This window comes from Actinoplanes couchii, assembly GCF_016862075.1.
GTDB lineage: Bacteria > Actinomycetota > Actinomycetes > Mycobacteriales > Micromonosporaceae > Actinoplanes > Actinoplanes couchii.
Window position 1 is genome coordinate 69,219 of the sequence record NZ_BOMG01000056.1, and the last position, 20,037, is coordinate 89,255.

Annotated in this window: 21 protein-coding genes and 1 pseudogene; 10 read left to right on the forward strand and 12 right to left on the reverse strand. The window is 69.4% G+C overall.

Translation table 11 applies throughout. The annotated features are described in order from the left end of the window. Nucleotides 1–677 precede the first annotated feature (677 nt). Complete coding sequence (locus tag Aco03nite_RS54745) at nt 678–1,013, forward strand: phospholipase (protein WP_373872630.1); 336 nt, start codon at nt 678–680, stop codon at nt 1,011–1,013. Between the two features lie 565 nt (nt 1,014–1,578). Here Aco03nite_RS54745 and Aco03nite_RS22765 read toward each other — a convergent pair. Next, nucleotides 1,579–1,950: a peptidase inhibitor family I36 protein gene (locus Aco03nite_RS22765; RefSeq protein ID WP_203797626.1), complete on the reverse strand. Its 372-nt coding sequence runs from the start codon at nt 1,948–1,950 to the stop codon at nt 1,579–1,581. A 187-nt stretch (nt 1,951–2,137) separates the two neighbouring features. Here Aco03nite_RS22765 and Aco03nite_RS22770 point away from each other — a divergent pair. Next, a pseudogene (locus tag Aco03nite_RS22770) lies at nt 2,138–2,821 on the forward strand (transposase family protein); the annotation flags it as partial. Between the two features lie 68 nt (nt 2,822–2,889). Here the strand turns inward: Aco03nite_RS22770 and Aco03nite_RS22775 are convergent. After that, the gene (locus Aco03nite_RS22775) at nt 2,890–3,999 is read right to left on the reverse strand and encodes a DNA cytosine methyltransferase (protein ID WP_203797628.1); all 1,110 of its coding nucleotides are present in this window, start codon (nt 3,997–3,999) and stop codon (nt 2,890–2,892) included. Between the two features lie 128 nt (nt 4,000–4,127). Between Aco03nite_RS22775 and htpX the strand changes: the two genes are divergently transcribed. The 6 genes from htpX (at nt 4,128) to Aco03nite_RS22800 (ending at nt 8,953) form a co-directional block, all read left to right on the forward strand. Then, on the forward strand, nt 4,128–5,003 hold the full coding sequence (gene htpX / locus Aco03nite_RS22780; RefSeq protein WP_203797630.1) for a zinc metalloprotease HtpX: 876 nt from the start codon (nt 4,128–4,130) through the stop codon (nt 5,001–5,003). A 110-nt stretch (nt 5,004–5,113) separates the two neighbouring features. Further along, nucleotides 5,114–6,382 carry an MFS transporter gene (locus tag Aco03nite_RS22785; RefSeq protein ID WP_203797632.1) on the forward strand — a complete coding sequence of 423 codons (1,269 nt, stop codon included), beginning with the start codon at nt 5,114–5,116 and terminating at the stop codon, nt 6,380–6,382. A 51-nt stretch (nt 6,383–6,433) separates the two neighbouring features. Then, nucleotides 6,434–6,868, forward strand: coding sequence for a DUF1707 SHOCT-like domain-containing protein (locus Aco03nite_RS22790; RefSeq protein ID WP_239145346.1), 435 nt, complete (start codon nt 6,434–6,436; stop codon nt 6,866–6,868). Further along, nucleotides 6,865–7,875 (forward strand): LLM class flavin-dependent oxidoreductase, encoded by a 1,011-nt coding sequence (locus tag Aco03nite_RS22795; protein WP_203797634.1) that lies wholly within the window; start codon nt 6,865–6,867, stop codon nt 7,873–7,875. Before Aco03nite_RS22790 ends, Aco03nite_RS22795 begins: the two co-directional genes overlap by 4 nt. Then, on the forward strand, nt 7,872–8,270 hold the full coding sequence (locus Aco03nite_RS54750; protein WP_373872626.1) for a GNAT family N-acetyltransferase: 399 nt from the start codon (nt 7,872–7,874) through the stop codon (nt 8,268–8,270). Before Aco03nite_RS22795 ends, Aco03nite_RS54750 begins: the two co-directional genes overlap by 4 nt. Next, nucleotides 8,267–8,953, forward strand: a complete 687-nt coding sequence (locus Aco03nite_RS22800) for an MOSC domain-containing protein (protein WP_203797636.1) — start codon at nt 8,267–8,269, stop codon at nt 8,951–8,953. Before Aco03nite_RS54750 ends, Aco03nite_RS22800 begins: the two co-directional genes overlap by 4 nt. Before the next feature lie 123 nt (nt 8,954–9,076). Here the strand turns inward: Aco03nite_RS22800 and Aco03nite_RS22805 are convergent, their stop codons facing one another. The 10 genes from Aco03nite_RS22805 to Aco03nite_RS22850 form a co-directional block, all read right to left on the reverse strand. Continuing rightward, on the reverse strand, nt 9,077–9,790 hold the full coding sequence (locus tag Aco03nite_RS22805) for a hypothetical protein (protein WP_203797639.1): 714 nt from the start codon (nt 9,788–9,790) through the stop codon (nt 9,077–9,079). A gap of 99 nt (nt 9,791–9,889) precedes the next feature. Further along, nucleotides 9,890–10,417, reverse strand: coding sequence for a SigE family RNA polymerase sigma factor (locus Aco03nite_RS22810; RefSeq protein ID WP_239145347.1), 528 nt, complete (start codon nt 10,415–10,417; stop codon nt 9,890–9,892). A 62-nt stretch (nt 10,418–10,479) separates the two neighbouring features. Beyond that, complete coding sequence (locus tag Aco03nite_RS22815; RefSeq protein WP_239145348.1) at nt 10,480–11,985, reverse strand: NADH-quinone oxidoreductase subunit N; 1,506 nt, start codon at nt 11,983–11,985, stop codon at nt 10,480–10,482. After that, on the reverse strand, nt 11,982–13,529 hold the full coding sequence (locus Aco03nite_RS22820) for a complex I subunit 4 family protein (protein WP_203797645.1): 1,548 nt from the start codon (nt 13,527–13,529) through the stop codon (nt 11,982–11,984). Before Aco03nite_RS22820 ends, Aco03nite_RS22815 begins: the two co-directional genes overlap by 4 nt. Beyond that, on the reverse strand, nt 13,529–15,409 hold the full coding sequence (locus tag Aco03nite_RS22825; protein ID WP_203797646.1) for an NADH-quinone oxidoreductase subunit 5 family protein: 1,881 nt from the start codon (nt 15,407–15,409) through the stop codon (nt 13,529–13,531). Before Aco03nite_RS22825 ends, Aco03nite_RS22820 begins: the two co-directional genes overlap by 1 nt. Next, nucleotides 15,406–15,777: an NADH-quinone oxidoreductase subunit NuoK gene (nuoK, locus tag Aco03nite_RS22830; protein ID WP_203797647.1), complete on the reverse strand. Its 372-nt coding sequence runs from the start codon at nt 15,775–15,777 to the stop codon at nt 15,406–15,408. The genes Aco03nite_RS22825 and nuoK overlap by 4 nt, the downstream gene beginning before the upstream one ends. Continuing rightward, on the reverse strand, nt 15,777–16,295 hold the full coding sequence (locus tag Aco03nite_RS22835; RefSeq protein ID WP_203797648.1) for an NADH-quinone oxidoreductase subunit J family protein: 519 nt from the start codon (nt 16,293–16,295) through the stop codon (nt 15,777–15,779). Before Aco03nite_RS22835 ends, nuoK begins: the two co-directional genes overlap by 1 nt. Next, nucleotides 16,292–16,870, reverse strand: a complete 579-nt coding sequence (locus Aco03nite_RS22840) for a NuoI/complex I 23 kDa subunit family protein (protein WP_203797649.1) — start codon at nt 16,868–16,870, stop codon at nt 16,292–16,294. The genes Aco03nite_RS22835 and Aco03nite_RS22840 overlap by 4 nt, the downstream gene beginning before the upstream one ends. Before the next feature lie 51 nt (nt 16,871–16,921). Further along, nucleotides 16,922–17,866, reverse strand: coding sequence for an NADH-quinone oxidoreductase subunit NuoH (nuoH, locus tag Aco03nite_RS22845; protein WP_203797651.1), 945 nt, complete (start codon nt 17,864–17,866; stop codon nt 16,922–16,924). After that, the gene (locus tag Aco03nite_RS22850) at nt 17,866–18,477 is read right to left on the reverse strand and encodes an NADH-quinone oxidoreductase subunit C (RefSeq protein WP_203797653.1); all 612 of its coding nucleotides are present in this window, start codon (nt 18,475–18,477) and stop codon (nt 17,866–17,868) included. The genes nuoH and Aco03nite_RS22850 overlap by 1 nt, the downstream gene beginning before the upstream one ends. 64 nt (nt 18,478–18,541) lie before the next feature. Between Aco03nite_RS22850 and Aco03nite_RS22855 the strand changes: the two genes are divergently transcribed. Together Aco03nite_RS22855 and Aco03nite_RS22860 are read left to right on the forward strand one after the other, a co-directional pair. After that, nucleotides 18,542–19,072, forward strand: a complete 531-nt coding sequence (locus Aco03nite_RS22855; protein ID WP_373872627.1) for an RNA polymerase sigma factor — start codon at nt 18,542–18,544, stop codon at nt 19,070–19,072. Then, nucleotides 19,065–20,021, forward strand: coding sequence for a hypothetical protein (locus tag Aco03nite_RS22860; RefSeq protein ID WP_203797656.1), 957 nt, complete (start codon nt 19,065–19,067; stop codon nt 20,019–20,021). The genes Aco03nite_RS22855 and Aco03nite_RS22860 overlap by 8 nt, the downstream gene beginning before the upstream one ends. The last annotated feature ends 16 nt before the right edge of the window (nt 20,022–20,037 follow it).

Sequence of the window (20,037 nt, forward strand, 5' to 3'; positions counted from 1 at the left end):
ATGCACTTACACTTCGAACACACCCGCATGAGGACGTGAACGCGGCGCCTCACCAACTCAGCGACCTGGGTCGCCGGGACACCCGCGTTCGGCCAGAGCGATAAAGCAGCGTGCAGCAGATCATCGGCTGGCCAGCGGGGATCGATGTTGCGCAGGCGCGAGGACATCCTCGCAGGCGTCGCTCCGAGCCTTGTCGTAGGAGTTGCTCGGTACGGGTTGATTTGTAGTTGCACGTAGCGGCCGCCGGGACCGCGCCGCGTAAAAACAGCCGACCGCCGGACCGGGCTTGCAATCGGCGACGACTGCACAGCAGTAGAAAAGCAGGCACCGGCCGCGTCGCGTTCGAGCTCGACGATTGAGGCCATGCCGTTCGATTGCCAGATCTCCCCAGCGAACAGCCACACTTGCCCCCAATCGGGTGATCGCCTTTGACTGCGTGCGTCGTACCCTCGGATGCTTCTCCAAAAGTCGCGTGAGTTGCAGTGGCCAACTTTCATTGAAGAACCGAGCGGAGGATTCATGAACAGTCCAACCAGGTCCCACACTTCGCTGTCGAATATGGTCAAGCGTAGTGGGGTTCTAATCTCGGGCCTCGTGATAGCAGTTTCGGCTCCAACCAGTGCATACGCGGATCCTCCCCCGGGCCCTCGCGGTTACATCTGGAGCATCACCGAAAAATTGCTTTTCCCACACCCATGGCAGATTTCATGGCTGCCAAGGCTCGGGCCGCCGACGGCACCTATCTTGATTGGACCGACAACGGTTGCAGCGTTCCGGGAGGACACGGCGATCGACCGGGCGGGTTCTACTTCGGATACGCATGCGTCCGCCACGACTTCGGATACCGGAACTATAAGCGACAAACACGTTTCAGTCAGGAAAATCGGCTCCGGATCGACGGTAACTTCAAGAACGATATGTACGCTGTATGCGCCCGGCACCGATTGGCCATCGGCTCGACATGCCGCAAATATGCTCAGGCGTATTACGCTGCCGTCCGCCGGTGGGGATGAGGACTCGACAGCCGAGATCTATGTATAGGCACTCCCGCATTGCCACCTTGGGTATCGGAGATACAAACCGGGTGACCAACTGACGGGACATGACTGGACAAGTTCGACATTGCGGGTCGCCTGCGCAGGCCAGAACCGGCCATCCGCGCAGGCCAAGGCGAGTGTCACGCGTACTGCAATCGTCGTGAATGCTAAGAGGTTCGAATCCTATACCCCGCCTGCCAACGTTCTACTACTCTGCAGCGGCAGCCACTGCCGATCTCGGGGGTCACACAACCATCGAGCTCAGCAGTGGCTGTTTGCTGTCCACAGACAAACCCACACCATCACAGCAGCTCAGAAATGAGCTCCTGCTGGAGTACTAGGGTCCGGGCCTGGTGCCAAGCCAGCGGTGCCGACCACCGCACCCACGCCGAGCAAGATACGGCGATCGGTGACTACATCCGCTGGCACGACCAGCGAATCCACCCTAGAACCGGATACAAGGCCGAACCCAAGACCCGCCGACCAGACTACTCGTCAAGGTTGCATTACGAGGCACTAGCTAACTATGAGGGCGTCTGGACTAACCCAAGACACCCAGATCGCGATAGCTTTTCGCGAAGAATCCGAGACCCGCATCTCGCGCCCCATTGTGGACGACCCGCGACGTTCCCGTGCAATTCGCGCCGCTGTAGAACGCGAATCCGAACAGCGACCGGTTCAGGATCGACACCGGATTATTCGCGATGGGGCGGCAGGAACCATTCCAGTTGCCATCGGTGCCAAATGCGTAGAAGTTGCCCGTATAGTTGGCGCCCGACCACCGGCAAAGACTACCGTTAAACGTTGATGCCGGACACTGGCTGGCCGCAGCTTGTGCCTGCACCGGCCCGACCAGTGTAAAAACCATCACCATGGCCGAGCTGGCGACGACCATCTTGAACGCTTGCTTCAAAACCTGTCCCCTCGGAAAATAAACAGTGATGCAAGCCTATAGATTATGGACTGCGGTAGTCAATGAGCCTTTTTCATCGTGACCGTGCAGGTCACGGGAGGCGTGGCAGGCCGGTGTCGACATAGGACGATGCTCCCGGTAAGACAGCAGTCGACCAAGATCCGATGCCCCGACCGGGAGCCTCGCTGTGCTGTCTTACCCTGCCGCGATTCCGTTGTCCACTCGCAGCCTGAACCACCTCGCCAGCCTCATTCGGGCCCACCGCAGCCGGCGCAGGTCCCGGTGGCGGCGCCTCGACCCCAGCCGGCAAGCCCTGCTCGCCCTGGCGCACTTGCGTAACGGCGACACCTTGACCCGCCTTGCCTGCGGTTTCGAGATCGGCGTGACCACCGCGTGGCGGTACGTCCGCGAGGCCATCGACCTGCTCGCCGCCACCGCCGACGACCTCGATGCGGCGATGACCAGGATCCAGCTGCTCGCCTACGTGATCCTCGACGGCACCCTGATCCCGATCGACCGGGTCGCCGATCAGAAGCCCTACTACTCCGGCAAACACCGCCGCCACGGCGTGAACGTCCAGGTCATAGCCGACGCAGCAGGCCGGCTCATCTGGGCATCAGCAGCTCTGCCCGGCGCCGTCCACGACCTGACCGCCGCCCGCACCCACGCCATCATCGAGGCCTTGCCCAGTGTGAACGTGATGACGTTCGCCGCCAAGGCCTACCAAGGTGCCCGAGGCACCATCCGGACACCGTTCAAACGACACCGCTACCGGCCGAAACTCTCCGCCTGTCAAAAGAAGGTCAACCGGGCCCAGGCCCGGATCCGAGCCACCGGCGAACGCGCCAACGCCACCCTCAAGACCTGGAAGAACGGTCCCGGTTAGCAGCGGAAACGCTGAGCCGGGGCCGTTCTCGTTCTGGGGCTGGGCGGGCTGTCCTACGCCGTTCTGGTGAGTGGCCTGGTGGGCGTGGCGGTCAAGGTGTGGCGGACGTGGGTGGCCAAGGATGTGGCCAAGCGGACCGGGACTGCGTTTCCTACCAGTCGGTACTGGTCGGCTCCTCGGCCGTTGAAGAGCCAACTGTCGGGGAACGTCTGGATTCGGGCGCACTCCCGGACCGTCAGAGGGCGGTCCTCCGTGGGGTGGCACAGGGACGTGCTGGCGTTGTTCGGTTCGGTCAGGATGGTGGGGGCCGGGAGCCGGAATGAGAGCCTGCGCCAATAACCCGAGCGGCCGCCCTTCGCGTAAAACGCGCGGCCCATCGACTCCCTCTGGATGTCCTCGGGCAGGGCGCGCCAATTGCCGCCCTCCGGGATCATCTTCAGATACCTGAGCTTTCGCTCGCTGAAAGCCGCGCAATGGGAGTCGTCGGCGCCCAAGTCCTGGAAAGCGTCGGCCAGCGTGCGCCATGACGGGTTCGGGGCGGCTCCGTGGGTGGGGGGTGGGAACGTCACGGGGGTCCTGTCCCGGTAGCCGATCAGGAACACTCGCTGGCGGGTCTGGGGGACTCCGAAATCCGCGGCGTTGATCTGGCGGTAGCCGACGCTGTAACCGATTTCTGTCAGGCGTGCCCACAGGTCCCGGAACAGGGAACCGTGGTGCTCGTCGATGATTTTGCCGTTGTTGTTGTACGGCAGTTCGCGCCAGACCGTGGACGCCGACAGCAGGCCCTTGACGTTCTCCATGACGAAGGCTCTGGGGCGCAGCTCGCGGATCAGGCGCACGTACTCGAAGACCAGCGGGCCCTTCGCGGCGTCGGCCAGGCCCAGCCTCTTCCCGGCCGTACTGAAACTCTGGCATGGTGGGCCGCCGGCCAGCAGGTCGATCCCGCCCTTCCCCAGCCCGGACATCGCGAAGACCGTGTCGGCGGTCAATCCGCTCACGTCTCCGGTGTAGAACGGCAGGTCCGGGCGGTTGATCCGGGCCGTCCCGGCGGCCGCGGGCATGTTGTCGGCAGCGAAGCGCAGGTCGAAGCCGGCCGCCTCGATGCCCAGATCGAGCCCCATGCCGCCGGAGAACAACGAGACGCAGGTCAACGGGGCGGGCACGTCCGAACCTTATCCCAGCGGGACCGGTGATCCGCACAGCGAAGTCACAGCGGGTACATGGATGAACACGAAGGCGCCGGATGTTCTCTGGAGTGCGGGTCACGAGCCCGCGAACGAAGGAGTGAACCGTGTCCAGTCATCACAACGGGCTCAAGACAGCCGCTCTGCTGGGGGTGCTCACCGGGCTGATCCTGGCGGTGGGTTACTGGCTGGGTGGCAGCGCCGGCCTGGTTCTCGCCGTGATCGTGTCGCTGGTCACCAACGCCGTCAGCTACTTCTACTCGGACCGGATCGCGTTGCGGGCGATGGGTGCCCGGCCGGTCACCGAGGCGGAGCTGCCGGGGATCTACCGGATGGTGCGGGAGCTGGCCGTGACGGCGGGGCAGCCGATGCCCCGGATCTACGTGTCGCCGACGATGCAACCGAACGCGTTCGCCACCGGGCGTAACCCGGAGAACGCCGCGGTGGCGGTGACCACCGGGATTCTGAACCTGCTGGAGCCGCGCGAGATGCGGGCGGTCATCGGGCACGAGCTGTCGCACGTCTACAACCGCGACATCCTGATCTCCAGCGTGGCGGCGGGTCTGGCCGGCATCGTGACGATGCTCGCGAACCTGGCGTTCTTCCTGCCGTTCCTGGGGTCGGACGACGAAGACAGCCCGAACCCGGTGGGGCTGCTGCTGATGATGATCCTGGGGCCGCTGGCCGCGTCGATCATCCAGCTGGCGATCAGCCGGAACCGGGAGTTCCAGGCGGACGCCTCCGGAGCCACGCTGACCGGGGATCCGCTGGCGCTGGCCAGTGCCCTGGAGAAGATCCACCATGGAGCGTCGCGGGCGCCGCTGCCGGCCGAGGGACAGCTGACCAGTGCCGCCCACCTGATGATCGCCAACCCGTTCGCCGGTGGTGGGATCGCCGCGATGTTCTCCACCCACCCGCCGATGCAGGAGCGGGTGCGGCGGCTGCGGGAGCATGCCGCACTGACCGGCCGAGGACGTTGGTGACCCCCAGCACCACCAGAAGCAGGCGCTGGTGACCCCGGCCATATTTCGGGTGTGTTAATCGGCCTCCGGCAATAGCCTCGGATTCACCCAGCTACGCCGGAGGCCAGCCCGTGACCGCATTGCGTCAATACCTCCGGGTGTGGCAGCTACCCGGCGCCAAGGTCCTGTTCCCGGTCGGGATCATCGCCCGGCTCGGCATCGGCATGACGCCGCTGGCCCTGCTGCTGCTTGTCGAACAGACCACCGGGCGGTACGCGTCGGCGGGTCTCGCGGGCGGCCTCTTCGCCCTGTCCGGCGCCGCGGTCAGCCCGTTCGCCGGGCGGCTCGCCGACCGGATCGGCGCCGGGCCGATCCTGCTGGCCACGGCCGTTCTGCACCCGCTGGCGCTGGCCGGTCTGCTGCTGGCCAGCCGGGGCGGAGCGGACGCCCTGGGGTGGATGTTCGTGGCCACCGCGATGGCCGGCGCGACGTACCCGCCGTCGACAGCGGCGATCCGCCGCGCCTGGACCGACATGACCGCGCCGGGCACCGGCCACCATGATCTGCGGCCCGCCGCGATGGCCGCCGAGACGTCGCTGTTCGAGCTGGTGTTCGTGCTCGGCCCGATGCTGGTGGCGGCGTTCATGGTGCTCACCGGCGATCCGGCGGCCGCCCTGATCAGTGCGGCGGTGGCCACCCTGGTCGGCACCGCCTGGGTGGCCCGCCTTCCGGTGATGCGGCATCGGGGCACTGTGGACACGATCGCCGCCGCCAAGGGGCTGGGCCCGCTGCGGGCGGCGGGATTCCCGGTGCTGCTGGTGTGTGCCGGCGCCCTCGGGGTCGGGTTCGGGTCGGCGGGCGTGATCGCTCCGGCGTACGCCGCAATGCATGGTGGTGGTGAATCGCTCGGCGGTGTGCTGCTCGGGATCTGGGGCTTCGGCAGCGCCGTCGGTGGGATCTGGTTCGGCACGCGGCGGCCGGTGATGGCCCTGTACCGGCAGTTCGCGTGGCTGCTGGCCGCGGTGTCGGCGAGCTTCGTGGTGCTGGCGCTGATGCCGGACCCGTACTGGCTGGGTGTCGCTCTGGTCTTCGGTGGTGCCGCCATCGCGCCGGCGTTGACCGTGGAGAACAACCTGGTCGGGCGGATCGCGCCGGACGGCATGATGAACGAGGCGTACACCTGGCTGATCACCGTCTCGGTCGCCGGTAACGCCGCCGGTGGCGCGATCGCCGGGGTGATCGTCGACCAGCCCGGTGGTCTGCCCTGGTCGTTCCTCTTCGCGGCCGGGGTGCTGCTGCTCGGGGCCGTGGTCGCCGCTCTGCCGCGGGGCCCGCTGGCACGCGCCGACCGGCACGCCGGGGAACGGTTGTCCACAGCCCCTGCCGGTGACCCCGCTTGATCTTCCGGATTCGATAGCCTGCGCAAGGAGGCTTTCGACGAGGGGGCGGCGATGTCCAAAGAGGTCGACACGATGCGCGCGGCGGACGGCGATCGTCAGCAGATCGCCGATCAGTTGAAGGCCGCGCTCGACGAGGGCCGGCTGTCGCTGCACGAGTACGACGAGCGGACCGGTCTGGCGTACGCCGCTCGCACCTATGCGGAGCTTCTTGTTCTGGTTCAGGATCTGCCACGTCCGGGCATGACCAACGCCGAGGTGAAAGCCCAGGCCAGGAAGGCGGCCCGTCGCCTCCCGACCGCTTTGCTCGTTCTCTGGACGATCTGGGGCGCGCTGGCCGCGGTGAACGTCGTCGTCTACGCCCTGGTCGCGGTCTCGCTCACCGATTTCGTGTACCCGTGGCCGATCTGGCTGCTGGTGCCCGGTGTCGCGCTCGGCGCGGTGACCGTCGGAGTGCAAGTGATCCGTAACCAGAACGGGGAGCCATGACCGCACCGACCCGCGTCCCGCTGTCCGTGCTCGATCTGGCCACGGTCCGGGAGGGCTACGGCAGCGCCGACGCGCTGCGCGGCACGATCGAGATCGCCCGCGCCGCCGACGAGCTGGGGTTCGCCCGGTTCTGGGTGGCCGAGCACCACAACATGCCGGCTGTCGCGTCCACGTCTCCGCCGGTGCTGATCGGGGCCGTCGCCGCGCACACCCGGGACATCCGGGTGGGTTCCGGTGGGGTGATGCTGCCCAACCACATGCCGTTCGTGGTGGCCGAGCAGTTCGCCATGCTGGAGGCGCTCTATCCGGGCCGGGTGGATCTGGGCATCGGCCGGGCGCCCGGCACCGATCAGGCGACCGCGGCGGCGCTGCGCGGAGCCTCGCCGTACCTGAAGGTCGAGCAGTTCCCGGAGCATCTGCGGTCGCTGCTGGGGTTGCTCGGCGACGCGCGGGTGCCGGCCGGCAAGGTGAGTGCCACGCCGGCGCCGGAGACGTTCCCCGAGGTGTGGATGCTCGGGTCGTCCACCTACGGCGCGCAGCTCGCGGGAGCTCTCGGGCTGCCGTTCTGTTACGCGTATCACTTCGCCATGGGTTCCGATGTGGATCGTGCGCTGGGGCTCTACCGGGACGGGTTCCAGCCGTCGCCGCGCTGCCCCCGGCCGTGGGTCATGGTCAGCGCCTCGGTGCTGGCCGCGGAGACCACCGAGGAGGCGCTGTTCCTGGCCGGACCGAGCCGGATGATGGCGCTCAGCCTGCGGACCGGGCGGCTCGGTCCGATCGTGTCGCCGCAGACGGCCGCGCAGCGTGATCTGTCAGACATGGAGCGGGCGATGCTGGAGACGCTGCCCGGGACCCAGTTCTCGGGCACCGCCGCCGAGGTGGTGGCCGGGCTGGAGGCGCTGGCCGAGCGCACCGGCGCCGACGAGCTGATCCTGGCCGGCTCGGTCTACGACCCGGCGACCCGCATCGACAGCCTTACCCGTATCGCCAAGGAGTGGATCCGATGACCTGGCGGTTGACCTCCGACGGCGACGGGGCGACACTGCAGACTCCGCCTATCCGCTCACCCTCACCGAGGTGCCGTCCGAGGCGGCGTACGCGCTGGTGGATCGTGGTCCGTCGGCCGCAGCCAACCTGCTCACGGCGAACCCGTCACGGTGGACGCCCGGTCCCGGTTCGAGGCCGGCATGGTCCGGAACCAGTACGTCTACACCCGCCCGCGTACCGACGGAAGGGTTTCGGTGGTGCCGCCACCACCGCGGCCACCCGAAATGCGCTGGACTTGGGCGCCACCGAGTTGGTTCTCTTCACCGATCTGGCGAAGTCGGCCAGCAACGCCCTGTACCCGCGGCTGGGTTACCGGCCGATCGAAGACCGAGCGGTGGTGGAATTCGCCCCATGAACAACAACCCCCTGAACAGCGGCACAGTCCTCTCCCTCAACATGGGTGGCTCCGAGGCCACCCCGGTCCGCGGCCCCGGCGTCACCGGCATCGGCAAGCGCCCGGTGGATCATCCGGTGACGGTGCGCCGCCCCGGGCCGAAGACGACCGGCCTGCACAGCGGGGTCATCGGCGACTTCATCGGCGACACGAAACATCACGGCGGAGACGACCAGGCGGTGTACGCATACGCCGCCGAGGACTACGACTGGTGGTCCGCCGAGCTGGGCCGGCCACTGGAGCCCGGCCTGTTCGGGGAGAACCTGACGACGCGGGGCCTGAACCTGTTCGACGCTGTCCTCGGCGAAAAGTGGCAGGTCGGCGACGAGGTGGTGCTGGAGACCACCTTCGGCCGGGTGCCATGCACCACTTTCCAGAACCGGATGGGCGAGCCGCGCTGGATCAAGCGGTTCGCGGCGTCCAACCGCACCGGCGCCTACCTACGCATCCTCCAGGAGGGGTCAATCAGTCCCGGCGCCCGCATCGAGGTGATCGACCGGCCCGCGCACGGTTTGACGCTGTCCGAGGCTTTCCGCATCTACATGCACGCACCGGCCGAGCTGCCCCGCCTACTGGTCGCTGACGCACTCCCCCCATCGATCCGCACCAAAATCGAGAGCCGTTCCTCGACAGCCGCCCGATGACTCCGCCGCCGTCTCCCGGCCGAACGCCGTCCGGCCAACGTGATCCCAGCGTCGGAACGACACCCGGCCGGCTCGGCGGAAGGCCGGACCGGCAGGGGTCTCATCGGCCTGGTGGCCGGGGAGTCACTTGGTGGGGAAAGGCCTGGCGTTCAGTTCCTTGTTGGCGGCTTCGGCCTCGGCGATCGCTTGCGGAGTCAGGTTGATGCCGCCGGCGATCTCGATCATCTGGTCCTCGGTGAGGCCTACGCTCCCGGCGAACTGCACCGTCAGGTAGACCGTTGAGGCCTGGACCACGAACACCTGCACCGTGCCGTTTTCGCCGGGGACGGTCCGCAGCGCCGCGGCCTTGCCGTCGATGGTGAAACTGCGGTCGCCGGTGGGGTCGACCATGTATTCCTTGTTCTGCAGATAGACGGCGATCTTGCCGGTGTAGAACGCGGGGTCGGCCAGCTCGCTGCCGGGGGCGGCGTTCTTCGCGCTTTCGGGGGCGAGCACCAGCTCGTACTCGTTCTGGCCTTGAACGAAGAACCCCTGCGGCACCGTGTCGATGGTGAACAGGCGGGGCTGTTCGCCTTGGAAGGCGACCAGCTTCAGGGTGCCGGCGCTGTGGGCGACCGCCGCCGGGCTGTCCTGCCGGGTGGAGCCGGGCAGCGCGGTCCCCAGCGTGAGTGCGGCGGCGAGGGCCACCACCCCGAAGGCGGAGCCGGCGGCGATCCGGTTCGTGCGGCGGCGGGAGCGGGCCCGGTGGGCTCGGGTGAGGTCGTCCGCGATGATCGCGTTCGACGGCTGCTCGATCGATCCGCCGAGACGGTCCATTCGAGAGTGCAGGTCCATCATGTGATTCGACTCCGTCTTCTGGTGCATGGTGGGTTGGGCGGAAGGCGCACGAGGGGCAGAGAACCCTTCAGCGCGAGATGGGCCGGGTAGGGGGTCCTTCTAGTGCGAGGTGGGCTGGGGGACGGACAGGGCGTCCCGCAACTTGTCGAGAGCCCGGGCGGTCTGGCTCTTGACCGTGCCGACCGAGCAGCCCAGCGCCGCTGCCGTCTCCGCCACGTCGAGTTCGTGGAAGAAGCGGAAGACGACCGCGGCCCTCATCCGGGGTGGCAACTCGCGCAGAGCGCGGGCGAGTTCGGGGTCGATGCCATCCGGCGCCGTGGTGTCTGCGATCCGCTCGGGCAGGCGCTCGGACGGCCGCTCGAACCTCCACCAGGCCCGGCGGCGCTCGTTGATCAGGGCGTTGACCATGACCCGCCGGACGTATCCGGCCGGATTGTCGGCCCGGCGGTAGTTGCTCCAGGAGAGGAACAGTTTGGTCAGTACCGTCTGCACGAGGTCCTCGGCCAAGTGCTGATCGCCCGCGGTCAGCAGCCGGGCAGTGTGCAGCAGATGCCCGCGCCGCTCCGCCACGAATGCGTGGAACTGCTCGTCATGCTCGGATCTCGCCGAGCTTCTGTCCGGTCTCACGCCCACCATGACACCGCCGCGGAGCCAACGGTTGCATGGCGTCCGGGAATCCGCCGGATGTCTCAGCTGAAGGCGTTGAACAGGAGTTGGGGGGCGAAGCCCAGCAGGATCGCGGCGGCCGCGGTGATCAGCAGGGTGGCGGTCAGGGGGCGCGGGACCGGGAAACGCGGGTGGGTGATGTCGTACAGCAGGGCGGGGTCGACGACCGGAATGCCGGGGCTTCTCGGGTACGTGTAGAGCAGCGCGCCCACCCGGACGTAGTAGGCCAGGGCGATCACCGCGTTGATCACCACGATCACCGCCAGCCAGGTCCAGCCCTCGGCTATCAGGGCTCCCACCACCGTCACCTTGGCGAACAGGCCGGCCAGGCCCGGGGGCAGTCCGGCCAGGCCGGACAGGGCCACGATCATCGCGGCGCCCAGCCAGCGGTGCTGGTGGGCCAGGCCGCGGTAGTCGTTCAGGGTGCCGCCGTCGGTGTCGGTGGGGGTCGGCGCGGCCAGGGCCACCGCCTCCCGCGCCACCCGGCCGGCCGGGCGCAGGGCCGCCACCACGCCGAACGCGATCAACTCCAGGATCACGAAGAAGACGGCGTACGACAGGGCCGCCGGCACCCCGGGGGCGCCCATCGCCAGGGCCGCCAGGATGTAGCCGGCCTGGGCGATCGAGGACCACGCCAGCAGCCGGACCATCCGGGTCTGGCGCAGCGCCACCAGGTTGCCGACAGTCATCGTCAGGACCGCCAGCGCGGACAGCACCGCCCCGGTGTCCAGGCGGGCCGCCACCGCGGCCAGGGCCAGGATGCCGCCCAGCTTGGACGCGGTGGACAGGTAGGCGGCGATCGGGATGGGAGCGCCGTCGTAGGTGGCCGGCGCCCAGGCGTGCAGCGGCACCGCGGCCACCTTGAACGCCAGCCCGATCACCAGCAGGGCCGCGCCGACCCCGCCCAGCGCGGTGAACGGCGCCGGCGCGGGAGCCAACCGGCTCAGGTGCACGACGCCGGTCGCGGCGAAGACCAGGGCCAGGCCCAGCAGGGCTACCGCCGTCGAGATCACGCTGACCAGGAAGAACGTCAGGGAGGCTTCGGCGGGCCGGATGCTGGGGCGGGCGAACGGGACGTAACGCCGCAGGCCGACCAGGATGTACAGCGGAAGGGTCAGCGTCTCCAGGCCGACGATCAGGGTCAACAGATCGCCGGCGTACGCCACTGTCACGCCGCCGGTCATCGAGCAGGCCAGCAGGAAACAGAACTCGCCGACCGGGACCGCGCCCTCGCGCAGTGCCGGGGCGGACAGTCCGAGGACACCGGCGGTCAGGGCGGCGAACAGGGCCGCTGCCACCGCGGCCGGCTGGGTGGGGATCCACGAGCAGCCGCCAGTGGTGCAGAACGTCGCATCCCACGTGCCGACCACCAGGGCCGCGGCCGCGGTCGTCAGGGCGCCGGCCAGGGTCGACACCACGATCGCGGTACGCCGGGCGACGAACAGGTCGACCAGCAGGGCGAGAATGGCGGTGCCGGCGGCGGCGTACAGCGGCAGCAGGGCGATGTGGTCGACGGCCTGGCTTCTCACCGGGCAACTCCCAGCAGGGTGGTCAGTGGCTGGAGGGTGTCGCCGATGATCAGGGCGGGCGCCACACCGACGGCCAGGGTGAGCAGGACCAGTGGGGCCCAGGCCAGCCATTCGATCCCGGAGATCCCGGCGGGCGCGGACGTGACCGACGGGGTGGGCAGGCCGTGGGTGAGACGGCGCAGCAGGCGCAGGAAGTACGCGGCGGTCAGCGCGCCACCGATCGCGGCGATCACCGCCAGGGTCGTCCACAGCGGGCCACCGCGCTGGACGGCGGCGACCACCGCGAACGCCTCGCCCCAGAACCCGGCCAGACCGGGCAGCCCGAGGGAGGCGACGGCGGCGAACCCGACCAGGCCGGCCAGGCGCGGCGCGGTCTCCCGCAGGCCGCTGAGCTGGTTGAGGGAGCCGGTGCCGGTCCGGTCCTTGATCGTTCCGGCGAGGAAGAACAGCAGGCCGGTGATCAGGCCGTGCGCGACGTTGCCGAGCAGGGCGGCCTGGATGCCGGTGACCGACAGGGTGGCGATGCCGAGCAGGACAAAACCCATGTGCCCGACGCTGGAGTAGGCGATCAGGCGTTTCAGCTCGGTCTGGCGCAGGCAGATCAGCGCGCCGGCGATGATCGCGACGACGGCCAGGACGCCCAGGGCGGGGGCGGCCCACGCGGCGCCGAGCGGGGCGACGCCGACACCGACCCGGATCAGGCCGTACGTGCCCATCTTGAGCAGCACCCCGGCCAGGATCACCGAGCCGACCGTGGGCGCCTCGGTGTGCGCGTCGGGCAGCCAGGTGTGCAGCGGCCAGAGCGGGGCTTTGATCGCGAACGCGACGGCGAGCAGGGCGAACACCGCGTACTGGGTGTTCCGCGAAAGCTCGGCGGCGCCGGTCAGCGTGACCAGGTCGCCGGTTCCGGCGCCGGTGACGACGATCAGGACACCGAGCAGCAGCAGGACCGAACCGGCCAGGGTGTAGAGCACGAACTTGCGGGCGGCGGCCCGGCGGGCGAGACCGCCCCAGCCGGCGATCACCGCGTACATCGGCAGCAGGACGACCTCGAAGAACAGGAAGAACAGGATCAGGTCGAGGGCGAGGAAGGTGCCGAGGACACCGACCTCCAGGACCAGCAGGAGTGCGGCCAGGGTGCGGCCGGACCCGCCGTCCGGGACCTTCTTCACCGTGTACGCGCAGCAGAGCGCCGTGAGCAGCCCGGTCAGCACGATCAGCGGGTAGGAGATCCCGTCGATGCCGAGGTGCAGGTCGAGTCCGAGCGACGGAACCCAGTCAAGATCGACTTCAACCCACGGCAGCAGCGGTACGGTCGACCGGCCACCGTAGGCGAACCAGCCCTCCCCCCGGGAACTGAACGCCGGAGCGAGCGTGAGCAGGAAGGTGACCGTGGCGAAGCCGGTGGCGACGAGCCGGGCCTGCCGATCGCGGGCCGCCGGGAACAGCGCGACCACGGCCGCCCCCAGCAGCGGCACCGCGAGCAGGGCGATCAGCAGCGCCTGCGGCAGTCCCCAGGAAGGTTCGAGGTAATCCCGGTACATCAGGCGGCTCCCCACCAGGCGATCGCGCCGAGCAGCAGGGCGGCCGCGCAGACGGCGACCGCGGCGGCGGGCAGGGGCAGCCGGTGGGCCTCTTTCAGCGCCTGGCCGACCGCGGTGGTGCCGGTTCCGGTTCCGGTGACTGCCGCGTCGACGATGCGGATGTCCCCGGCGGTGACCCAGCGGGCGAGCACCTTCGCCGGGCGTACCAGCAACCGGTCTTGCAGGTCGTCGATCCGGAAACCGGCGGCGAGCAGCGGACGGGCCCGGCCCAGCGCCTGCGCCGGGTCGAAGCCGGCCAGCCACAGCCACCACGCGGTCCCGGCGCCGGTGACGAGCAGCAGCATCGGCAGGGCGACGGCGACGCCGAGGTGCGGGTCCTCGAGTTCGAGGGCGGTGCGGAAGCCGGGGGCGAAGGCGGCCAGGCCGAGCAGCGCGGCCGGGATCGCGAGCAGGATCAGCGGCGCGCGCATCAGGATCGGTGGATCGTGCGGGGCGGACGGGGCCTGGTAGCGGGCGTCGTCGAAGCCGATCTCCCAGGCCGGGCCGGCCGGGCCGTGCGCGCGGGAGACGCCGAAGAAGGTCCGGAGCAGGAGCCGGGTGGAGTACCAGGCGGTGACGCCGACGGAGAGCAGGGCACTGATCCAGATCAGCCAGGCGGCCCAGATCGGCACGGTCTCGCCGCCCTCGGTGGCGTGCGCGGCGGCGGTGAGCACGTTCTCCTTGGACCAGAAACCGGAGAGCGGCGGCAGGCCGGCCAGCGCGCCGAGGCCGATCACGAACGACCAGAAGGTGACAGGCATGTGCTCGCGCAGGCCGCCCATCCGGGTCATCAGGTTGGTGCCCACCGCGTGGATCACCGCGCCCGCCGCGAGGAACAGCAGCGCCTTGAACGCGGCGTGGGTGAGCAGGTGGAACAGGGCGGCGGCGGGTGAGCCGACGGCCAGCGCGCCGGTCATGTACCCGATCTGCGAGACCGTCGACCAGGCCAGCACACGTTTGATGTCGTCCTGGGCCGTCGCGGACAGTGCGCCGAGCGCGATGGTGATCGCGGCGAGCACCGCGAGCACGGCCAGCGCCGCCGGTGACCGGGTGTAGAGCGGGAAGAGCCGGAAGACCACCCAGACGCCGGCCGCGACCATGGTGGCGGCATGGATCAGCGCGGAGATCGGGGTCGGGCCGGCCATCGCGTCGGGCAGCCAGGTGTGCAGCGGGAACTGCGCGCTCTTGCCCGCCACCCCGGCCAGGACCAGCAGCAACGCGGCGGTCAGGGTGCCCGGGGAGTAGTCGGTGGCGAGCACCTCGGTCAGGTTCGGCGTACCGGCCGCGGTGATCAGGACGGCGATGCCGAGCAGGAAGCCGATGTCACCGACCCGGGTGACCAGGAACGCCTTCACCGCGGCGGCCGGGGCCTCGGGCAGCCGCCGGTCGTGGCCGATCAGCAGGTAGGAGCAGGCGCCCATCACCTCCCAGCCGATCAGCATGACGATCAGATCGTTCGCGATCACGACCAGGAGCATCGCGCCGGTGAAGAGGCTGATCTGGGCGGCGTACGGCCCGTAACGGTCGTCGTCGTGCAGGTAGGTGATCGAGTAGACCTGCACACACAGGGCCACGATCGTGACGGCCAGCGCGACGTAGACCACGGCCGGGTTGATCGCGACCCCGAAACTCACCGTCAGGTCACCGAAATCGGCCAGGTCCACCCCGGTCTCGAACGGCCCGGAGGCGCTGAGCAGCACCAGCGTGAGCAGCAACGCCACCGCGGCGCCGGCCGTCCCCAGCGCGGCGGCGGCCCGGCGGCCGAGGGGCAGGACCAGACCGATCAAACCCGTGATCAGCGGTACGACCGGGAGCAGCGGCCCGGCTACATCGACGCTCACCCGGCCACCCGTTCCTCGTCGTCGTCCAGGCGCACGTCGTCCAGCACGACGGCTTTCCGCATCCGGTAGTACTGCAGCACGATCGCCAGGCCGACACCCACCTCGGCGGCGGCCAACACGATCACGAACAGGGTCAGGACCCCGCCGGTGCCGGGCTGGGCGGCGCCCGGCCGGGCCCAGGACTCGACGGCGACACCGGTCAGCGCGGAGCGCAGCGACACGTCGGCGGTGACCAGGATCAGGTTGACCGCGTTCAGCATCAGCTCGACCGCCATCAGGACCAGGATCGCGTTGCGCCGGCGCAGCACTCCGTAGACGCCCAGGCCGAAGAGCAGGGCGGCGACCACGTACGGGATGACGACGTGCATCAGGCCTCCGGTTCGCCGGCTCGGGCCCCGATGTCCGGGCGGGACAGCACGATCGCGCCGACCAGGGCGGACAGCAGCAGGATCGACAGCACCTCGAACGGCAGCACCCAGGCGCCGAAGATCTGCTCACCGACCCGTTCGGCAGTGCCCGGTTCCACTTGCGGGTACTCGGCCCAGCGGAAGGCGTCGGCGAACAGGGCGGCCAGGCCGAGGCCGGCACCACCGCCGATCAGGACGGCCGGGAGGGCGGGCCGGTCCAGGTCGGGTGACGGGCCGATGGGAGCGCGGGTCAGCATCACCGCGAACAGCAGCAGGACGACGACCGCGCCGACGTAGACCAGGATCTGCACCCAGGCCACCAGTTCGGCGCCGAGGACCAGGTACAGCCCGGCGATCGCGCCCAGGCTGACGACCAGGTAGAGCCCGGACCGGACCAGGTGGGAGCTGGTGACGACGAGCGCCCCGGAGCCGACCGCGACGGCGCCCAGGGCCAGCAGGAGCACGTCGGCGACGGTCACCGGTCGGCACCCGGCCTCGGACGTACCGCAGCAGGCCTTGCGGTCTTGGCCGCGGTGGCCGCACCCGGACCGGCCGCCTTGCGTGCCGCCGTCGCCTCCTCCTTGGAGGGCTCGCCGAGCACGTCGTGCGCGGGCGGCGGCGGAACGGTGCGCATCCACTCGCCGAGGCGGGTCTTGTCGTGCAGCAGCGAGAGGACGTCGGTCTCGGCGTACTCGAACTCGGGCGTCCAGTGCAGCGCGTCGAACGGGCAGACCTCGATGCAGATGCCGCAGTACATGCAGAGGGAGAAGTCGATGTCGAACTTGTCCAGCACGTTGCGCTGGCGGGCGCGCGCGGCGCCGGGAACGACGACCTCCTCCTTGTGCGAGTCGATGTAGATGCACCAGTCCGGGCACTCCCGGGCGCAGAGCATGCAGACCGTGCAGTTCTCCTCGGACAGCGCGATCACACCCCGGGAGCGGGGTGGCAGATCGGGCTCGACATCCGGGTACTGCTGGGTGGTGGCCCGCTTGGTCAGCGTCTTCAAAGTCACGGCGAGGCCGTCGAGCAGGCCTTTACCGGGAGTCTCACTCACAAGGGACCATCCTGCCCCGTCACCGGAGTCGGCGCGACCTTGCCCCGCTTGTCAGACGAGGGATTTGACGGCAACCGTCAGAACGAGCTGGCCCAGCGACACCGGAACCAGGATCAGCCAGCAGAAACGCTGCAGCTGGTCCTCCCGCATCCGGGGATAGGTGACCCGCAGCCAGATGATCACAAAAGCCAGGGCGAAAATCTTCAACAAGGTCCAGAGCCAACCCAGTTGCTGCTCGTACGGGCCGTGCCAGCCGCCCAGGAACAGAACCGTGGTCAGCGCGGCGATCACCACGATGCCCACGTACTCGGCGAGCAGGAAGAACGCGAAGCGCAGCCCCGAGTACTCGGTCATGTAGCCGAAGACCAGCTCCGAGTCGGCGATCGGCATGTCGAACGGGGGCCGGCGGATCTCGGCCAGCCCGGCGACGAAGAAGACCAGCGCGGCCGGGGCCTGCCAGATCAGCCACCACGGCTGCCACGCCTCGACGATGCCGGGCAGGCTCAGCGTGCCGGCCGCCATCGCCACACTCGCCGCCGACAGCACCAGCGGCAACTCGTAACCGAGCAGCTGGGCGGCGCCGCGGACCCCGCCGAGCAGGCTGTACTTGTTCGCCGACGACCAGGCCGACATCAGCACCGCGACCACGCCGATGCCGAGCACCGCGAGTACCAGGAACAGGCCGATGTCCAGGCTCGCGCCGACCAGTCCGGGGCCGAGCGGGATGGTCATGATGACGATCAGGTACGGGAACAGCGCCACGATCGGGGCGAGCTGGAACACCGTACGATCGGCGTCCTTCGGGGTGATGTCCTCCTTCTGGACGAACTTCACGCCGTCGGCGATCAGCTGCGCCCAGCCGTGGAAGGCGCCCGCGTACATCGGCCCGACCCGGCCCTGCATGTGCGCCATCACCTTGTGCTCGACCTGGCCGACGACCAGCGGCAGCACCAGGAAACCGGCCATCACCGCGAGAACCCGGACGACGAGGTCCATCAGGACTTCGCCCCCTTGGCCGGGCCCCACTCGTTCGGGTCGGGGACACCCGGTGGGCGCATCGGGGCGCGCCGGCTCGTGCCGCCCTCCGACTCCCCCGGCTCCTTGGCGCCCGGCCACGGCTTGGCCACCCGGGCGGCCAGCACGAACTCCTTGCGCAGCGGATGCCCCTCGAACTCGGGCGGCAGCAGCAGCGGGGTCAGGCCGGGATGCCGGGAGAAACCGATCCCGAACATCTCGTACGTCTCCCGCTCGTGCCAGGCCGCGCCCGGATAGAGGTCCACCAGCGACTCGACGAGCGGATCCACCCGCGGCACCCGGGTGCGCAGCAGCAGACCGTGCCGGCGCCGGGTGGACCACAGGTGGGCGAGCACCGAGAAACCGCCGTCCAGCTCGTCCACCGCGGACAGCCAGTCGAAGAAGTCGCAGCCCAGAGCCCCGGCGTCCCGGGCCGCCTCGGCCGCGAACCACCACCGGGCCACCGGCACGTCCACCACCGCGCGGGCATGGCCCGGACCGCCGCCGGTGACCGAGGCGGTGACCGTGCCCTTCTCCGGGTCGTCGGTGGCCAGCAGATTGACCAGGCGTTCACCGACCTCTTCGGGCGTCATGCCGGTCATCCTATGATCCGGGGCCGCTCCGCAACCCGTCACCGCGCTCAGGCGTGTAGTCGTCGTGACAGCCATCGCCGAACCCCGATCGGAGAAGCCGGCCGCCGTGCCCCATGATCCGCCGACCTTCGACGAGGTCTACGCCGCGCACTACACCGGGCTCACCGTGCAGCTGTACGCCTACTTCGGGGACCGGCAGGAGGCACAGGACGTGGCGCAGGAGGCGTTCTGCCGGGCGTTGGCCCGCTGGTCCGCGGTCGCCGAGTACGACGATCCGGCCGGCTGGATCCGCCGGGTCGCCTGGAACCTGGCCGTCAGCCGCTGGCGGCGGGCCCGGACCGCGCTGAACTTCCTGCGCCGGGAACGGCACGAGGAACCGCTCGCCGACGGGCCGTCCAGCGAGTGGGTGGCTCTGGTCGCCGCGCTCGCCGAACTGCCCGCCACCCAGCGCCGGGCGATGGTCCTGCACTACCTGGGCGACCAGCCGGTCGCCGAGATCGCCGCCCGGGAAGGGGTGGCCGTGGGCACCGTGAAGTCCTGGCTGCACCGGGCCCGGACCACACTCGCCGGACGGCTCGGGGTGAAACATGTCTGACCAGTTCTCGGACCTCTTCACGCAGGCCCGCCCGGCCGCGGTGTCGGAGATCCGGCCGCCCGGCGCCGACGCGGCCCGGCGCACCGTGCGCGGCCGGCGCCGCCGCCGCAACACCCTGCTCGCCGCGGTGGCGGTGGTCGCCCTGTTCGGCGTCCTCGTCATCCGCCCCGACCCGGCGCCCCAACCGGATATCCTGCCCGCCGAACTCGTGCAGCAGGCCCGGAACGCGCTCGGGGAGGCCACCGGTCCGGTGGCCGTCGAGAAGTCCGGCGAGGTCCGCAAGGGCTGGTCCTATTCGGGAGACTCCTACCTCGGGGAACAGACGCTGACCCTGGTGTGTGCCGGCGCCGGATCGGTGACCCTGGCGATCACCGGCACTCCGGTCTCCGAAAACCCCTCCCAGGATCCGATCGACATCAGCTGGCAGGTGGCAACCTGCTCGGACAAGCCGGTGACGGTCCAGAGCCAGTACATGAGCGGGCCCGGCCTGGGGAGCATCGAGTACACGATCGTGGCGGTATCCGGCACCGGGGCCTTCGCCTTCCGGGTGCTCACCACCGACACCGGCGAGCCCATGACCACCGCCGACAACCGGGCCAACCCGACCGCCGCGCTGCACCTCACCGAGCAGGAGAGCAACAGCCAGTTCGGGATGATCGCCTCGGTGCCGGCGGACGGAACGTTCGCCGAAGAGCTGCCTGCCTGGATCGGTGGCCGGTTCACCGTGGCCGCGGCCTGCGCCGGATTGGGCACGCTCAAGGTCGCCGTCAAACAGGCCCGCGACGGGAAGACCGTCGACACGTGGGAACTGCCGTGCCGGTGGCCGCCGAAACGGTACGACTGGAAACCGGCCCGCGGTGTCGGCGCCCTCGAACTGCACGTGGAGTTCGAGGAGTCCACCGAGTCGCTGGACGACGCCGACTTCTCCTTCCAGTTCGCCCCGAAGTAGCCTGCAACGTTTCGTG

What these genes read in the sequence shown, in the direction of transcription:
- Aco03nite_RS22790 (WP_239145346.1), top strand. Translation starts at nt 6,434, where the DNA reads ATGTCCAAAGAGGTCGACACGATGCGCGCGGCGGACGGCGATCGTCAG.
- Aco03nite_RS22795 (WP_203797634.1), top strand. Translation starts at nt 6,865, where the DNA reads ATGACCGCACCGACCCGCGTCCCGCTGTCCGTGCTCGATCTGGCCACG.
- Aco03nite_RS54750 (WP_373872626.1), top strand. Translation starts at nt 7,872, where the DNA reads ATGACCTGGCGGTTGACCTCCGACGGCGACGGGGCGACACTGCAGACT.
- Aco03nite_RS22800 (WP_203797636.1), top strand. Translation starts at nt 8,267, where the DNA reads ATGAACAACAACCCCCTGAACAGCGGCACAGTCCTCTCCCTCAACATG.
- Aco03nite_RS22805 (WP_203797639.1), bottom strand. Translation starts at nt 9,790, where the DNA reads ATGATGGACCTGCACTCTCGAATGGACCGTCTCGGCGGATCGATCGAG.
- Aco03nite_RS22820 (WP_203797645.1), bottom strand. Translation starts at nt 13,529, where the DNA reads ATGTACCGGGATTACCTCGAACCTTCCTGGGGACTGCCGCAGGCGCTG.
- nuoK (WP_203797647.1), bottom strand. Translation starts at nt 15,777, where the DNA reads ATGCACGTCGTCATCCCGTACGTGGTCGCCGCCCTGCTCTTCGGCCTG.
- nuoH (WP_203797651.1), bottom strand. Translation starts at nt 17,866, where the DNA reads ATGGACCTCGTCGTCCGGGTTCTCGCGGTGATGGCCGGTTTCCTGGTG.
- Aco03nite_RS22850 (WP_203797653.1), bottom strand. Translation starts at nt 18,477, where the DNA reads ATGACGCCCGAAGAGGTCGGTGAACGCCTGGTCAATCTGCTGGCCACC.
- Aco03nite_RS22860 (WP_203797656.1), top strand. Translation starts at nt 19,065, where the DNA reads ATGTCTGACCAGTTCTCGGACCTCTTCACGCAGGCCCGCCCGGCCGCG.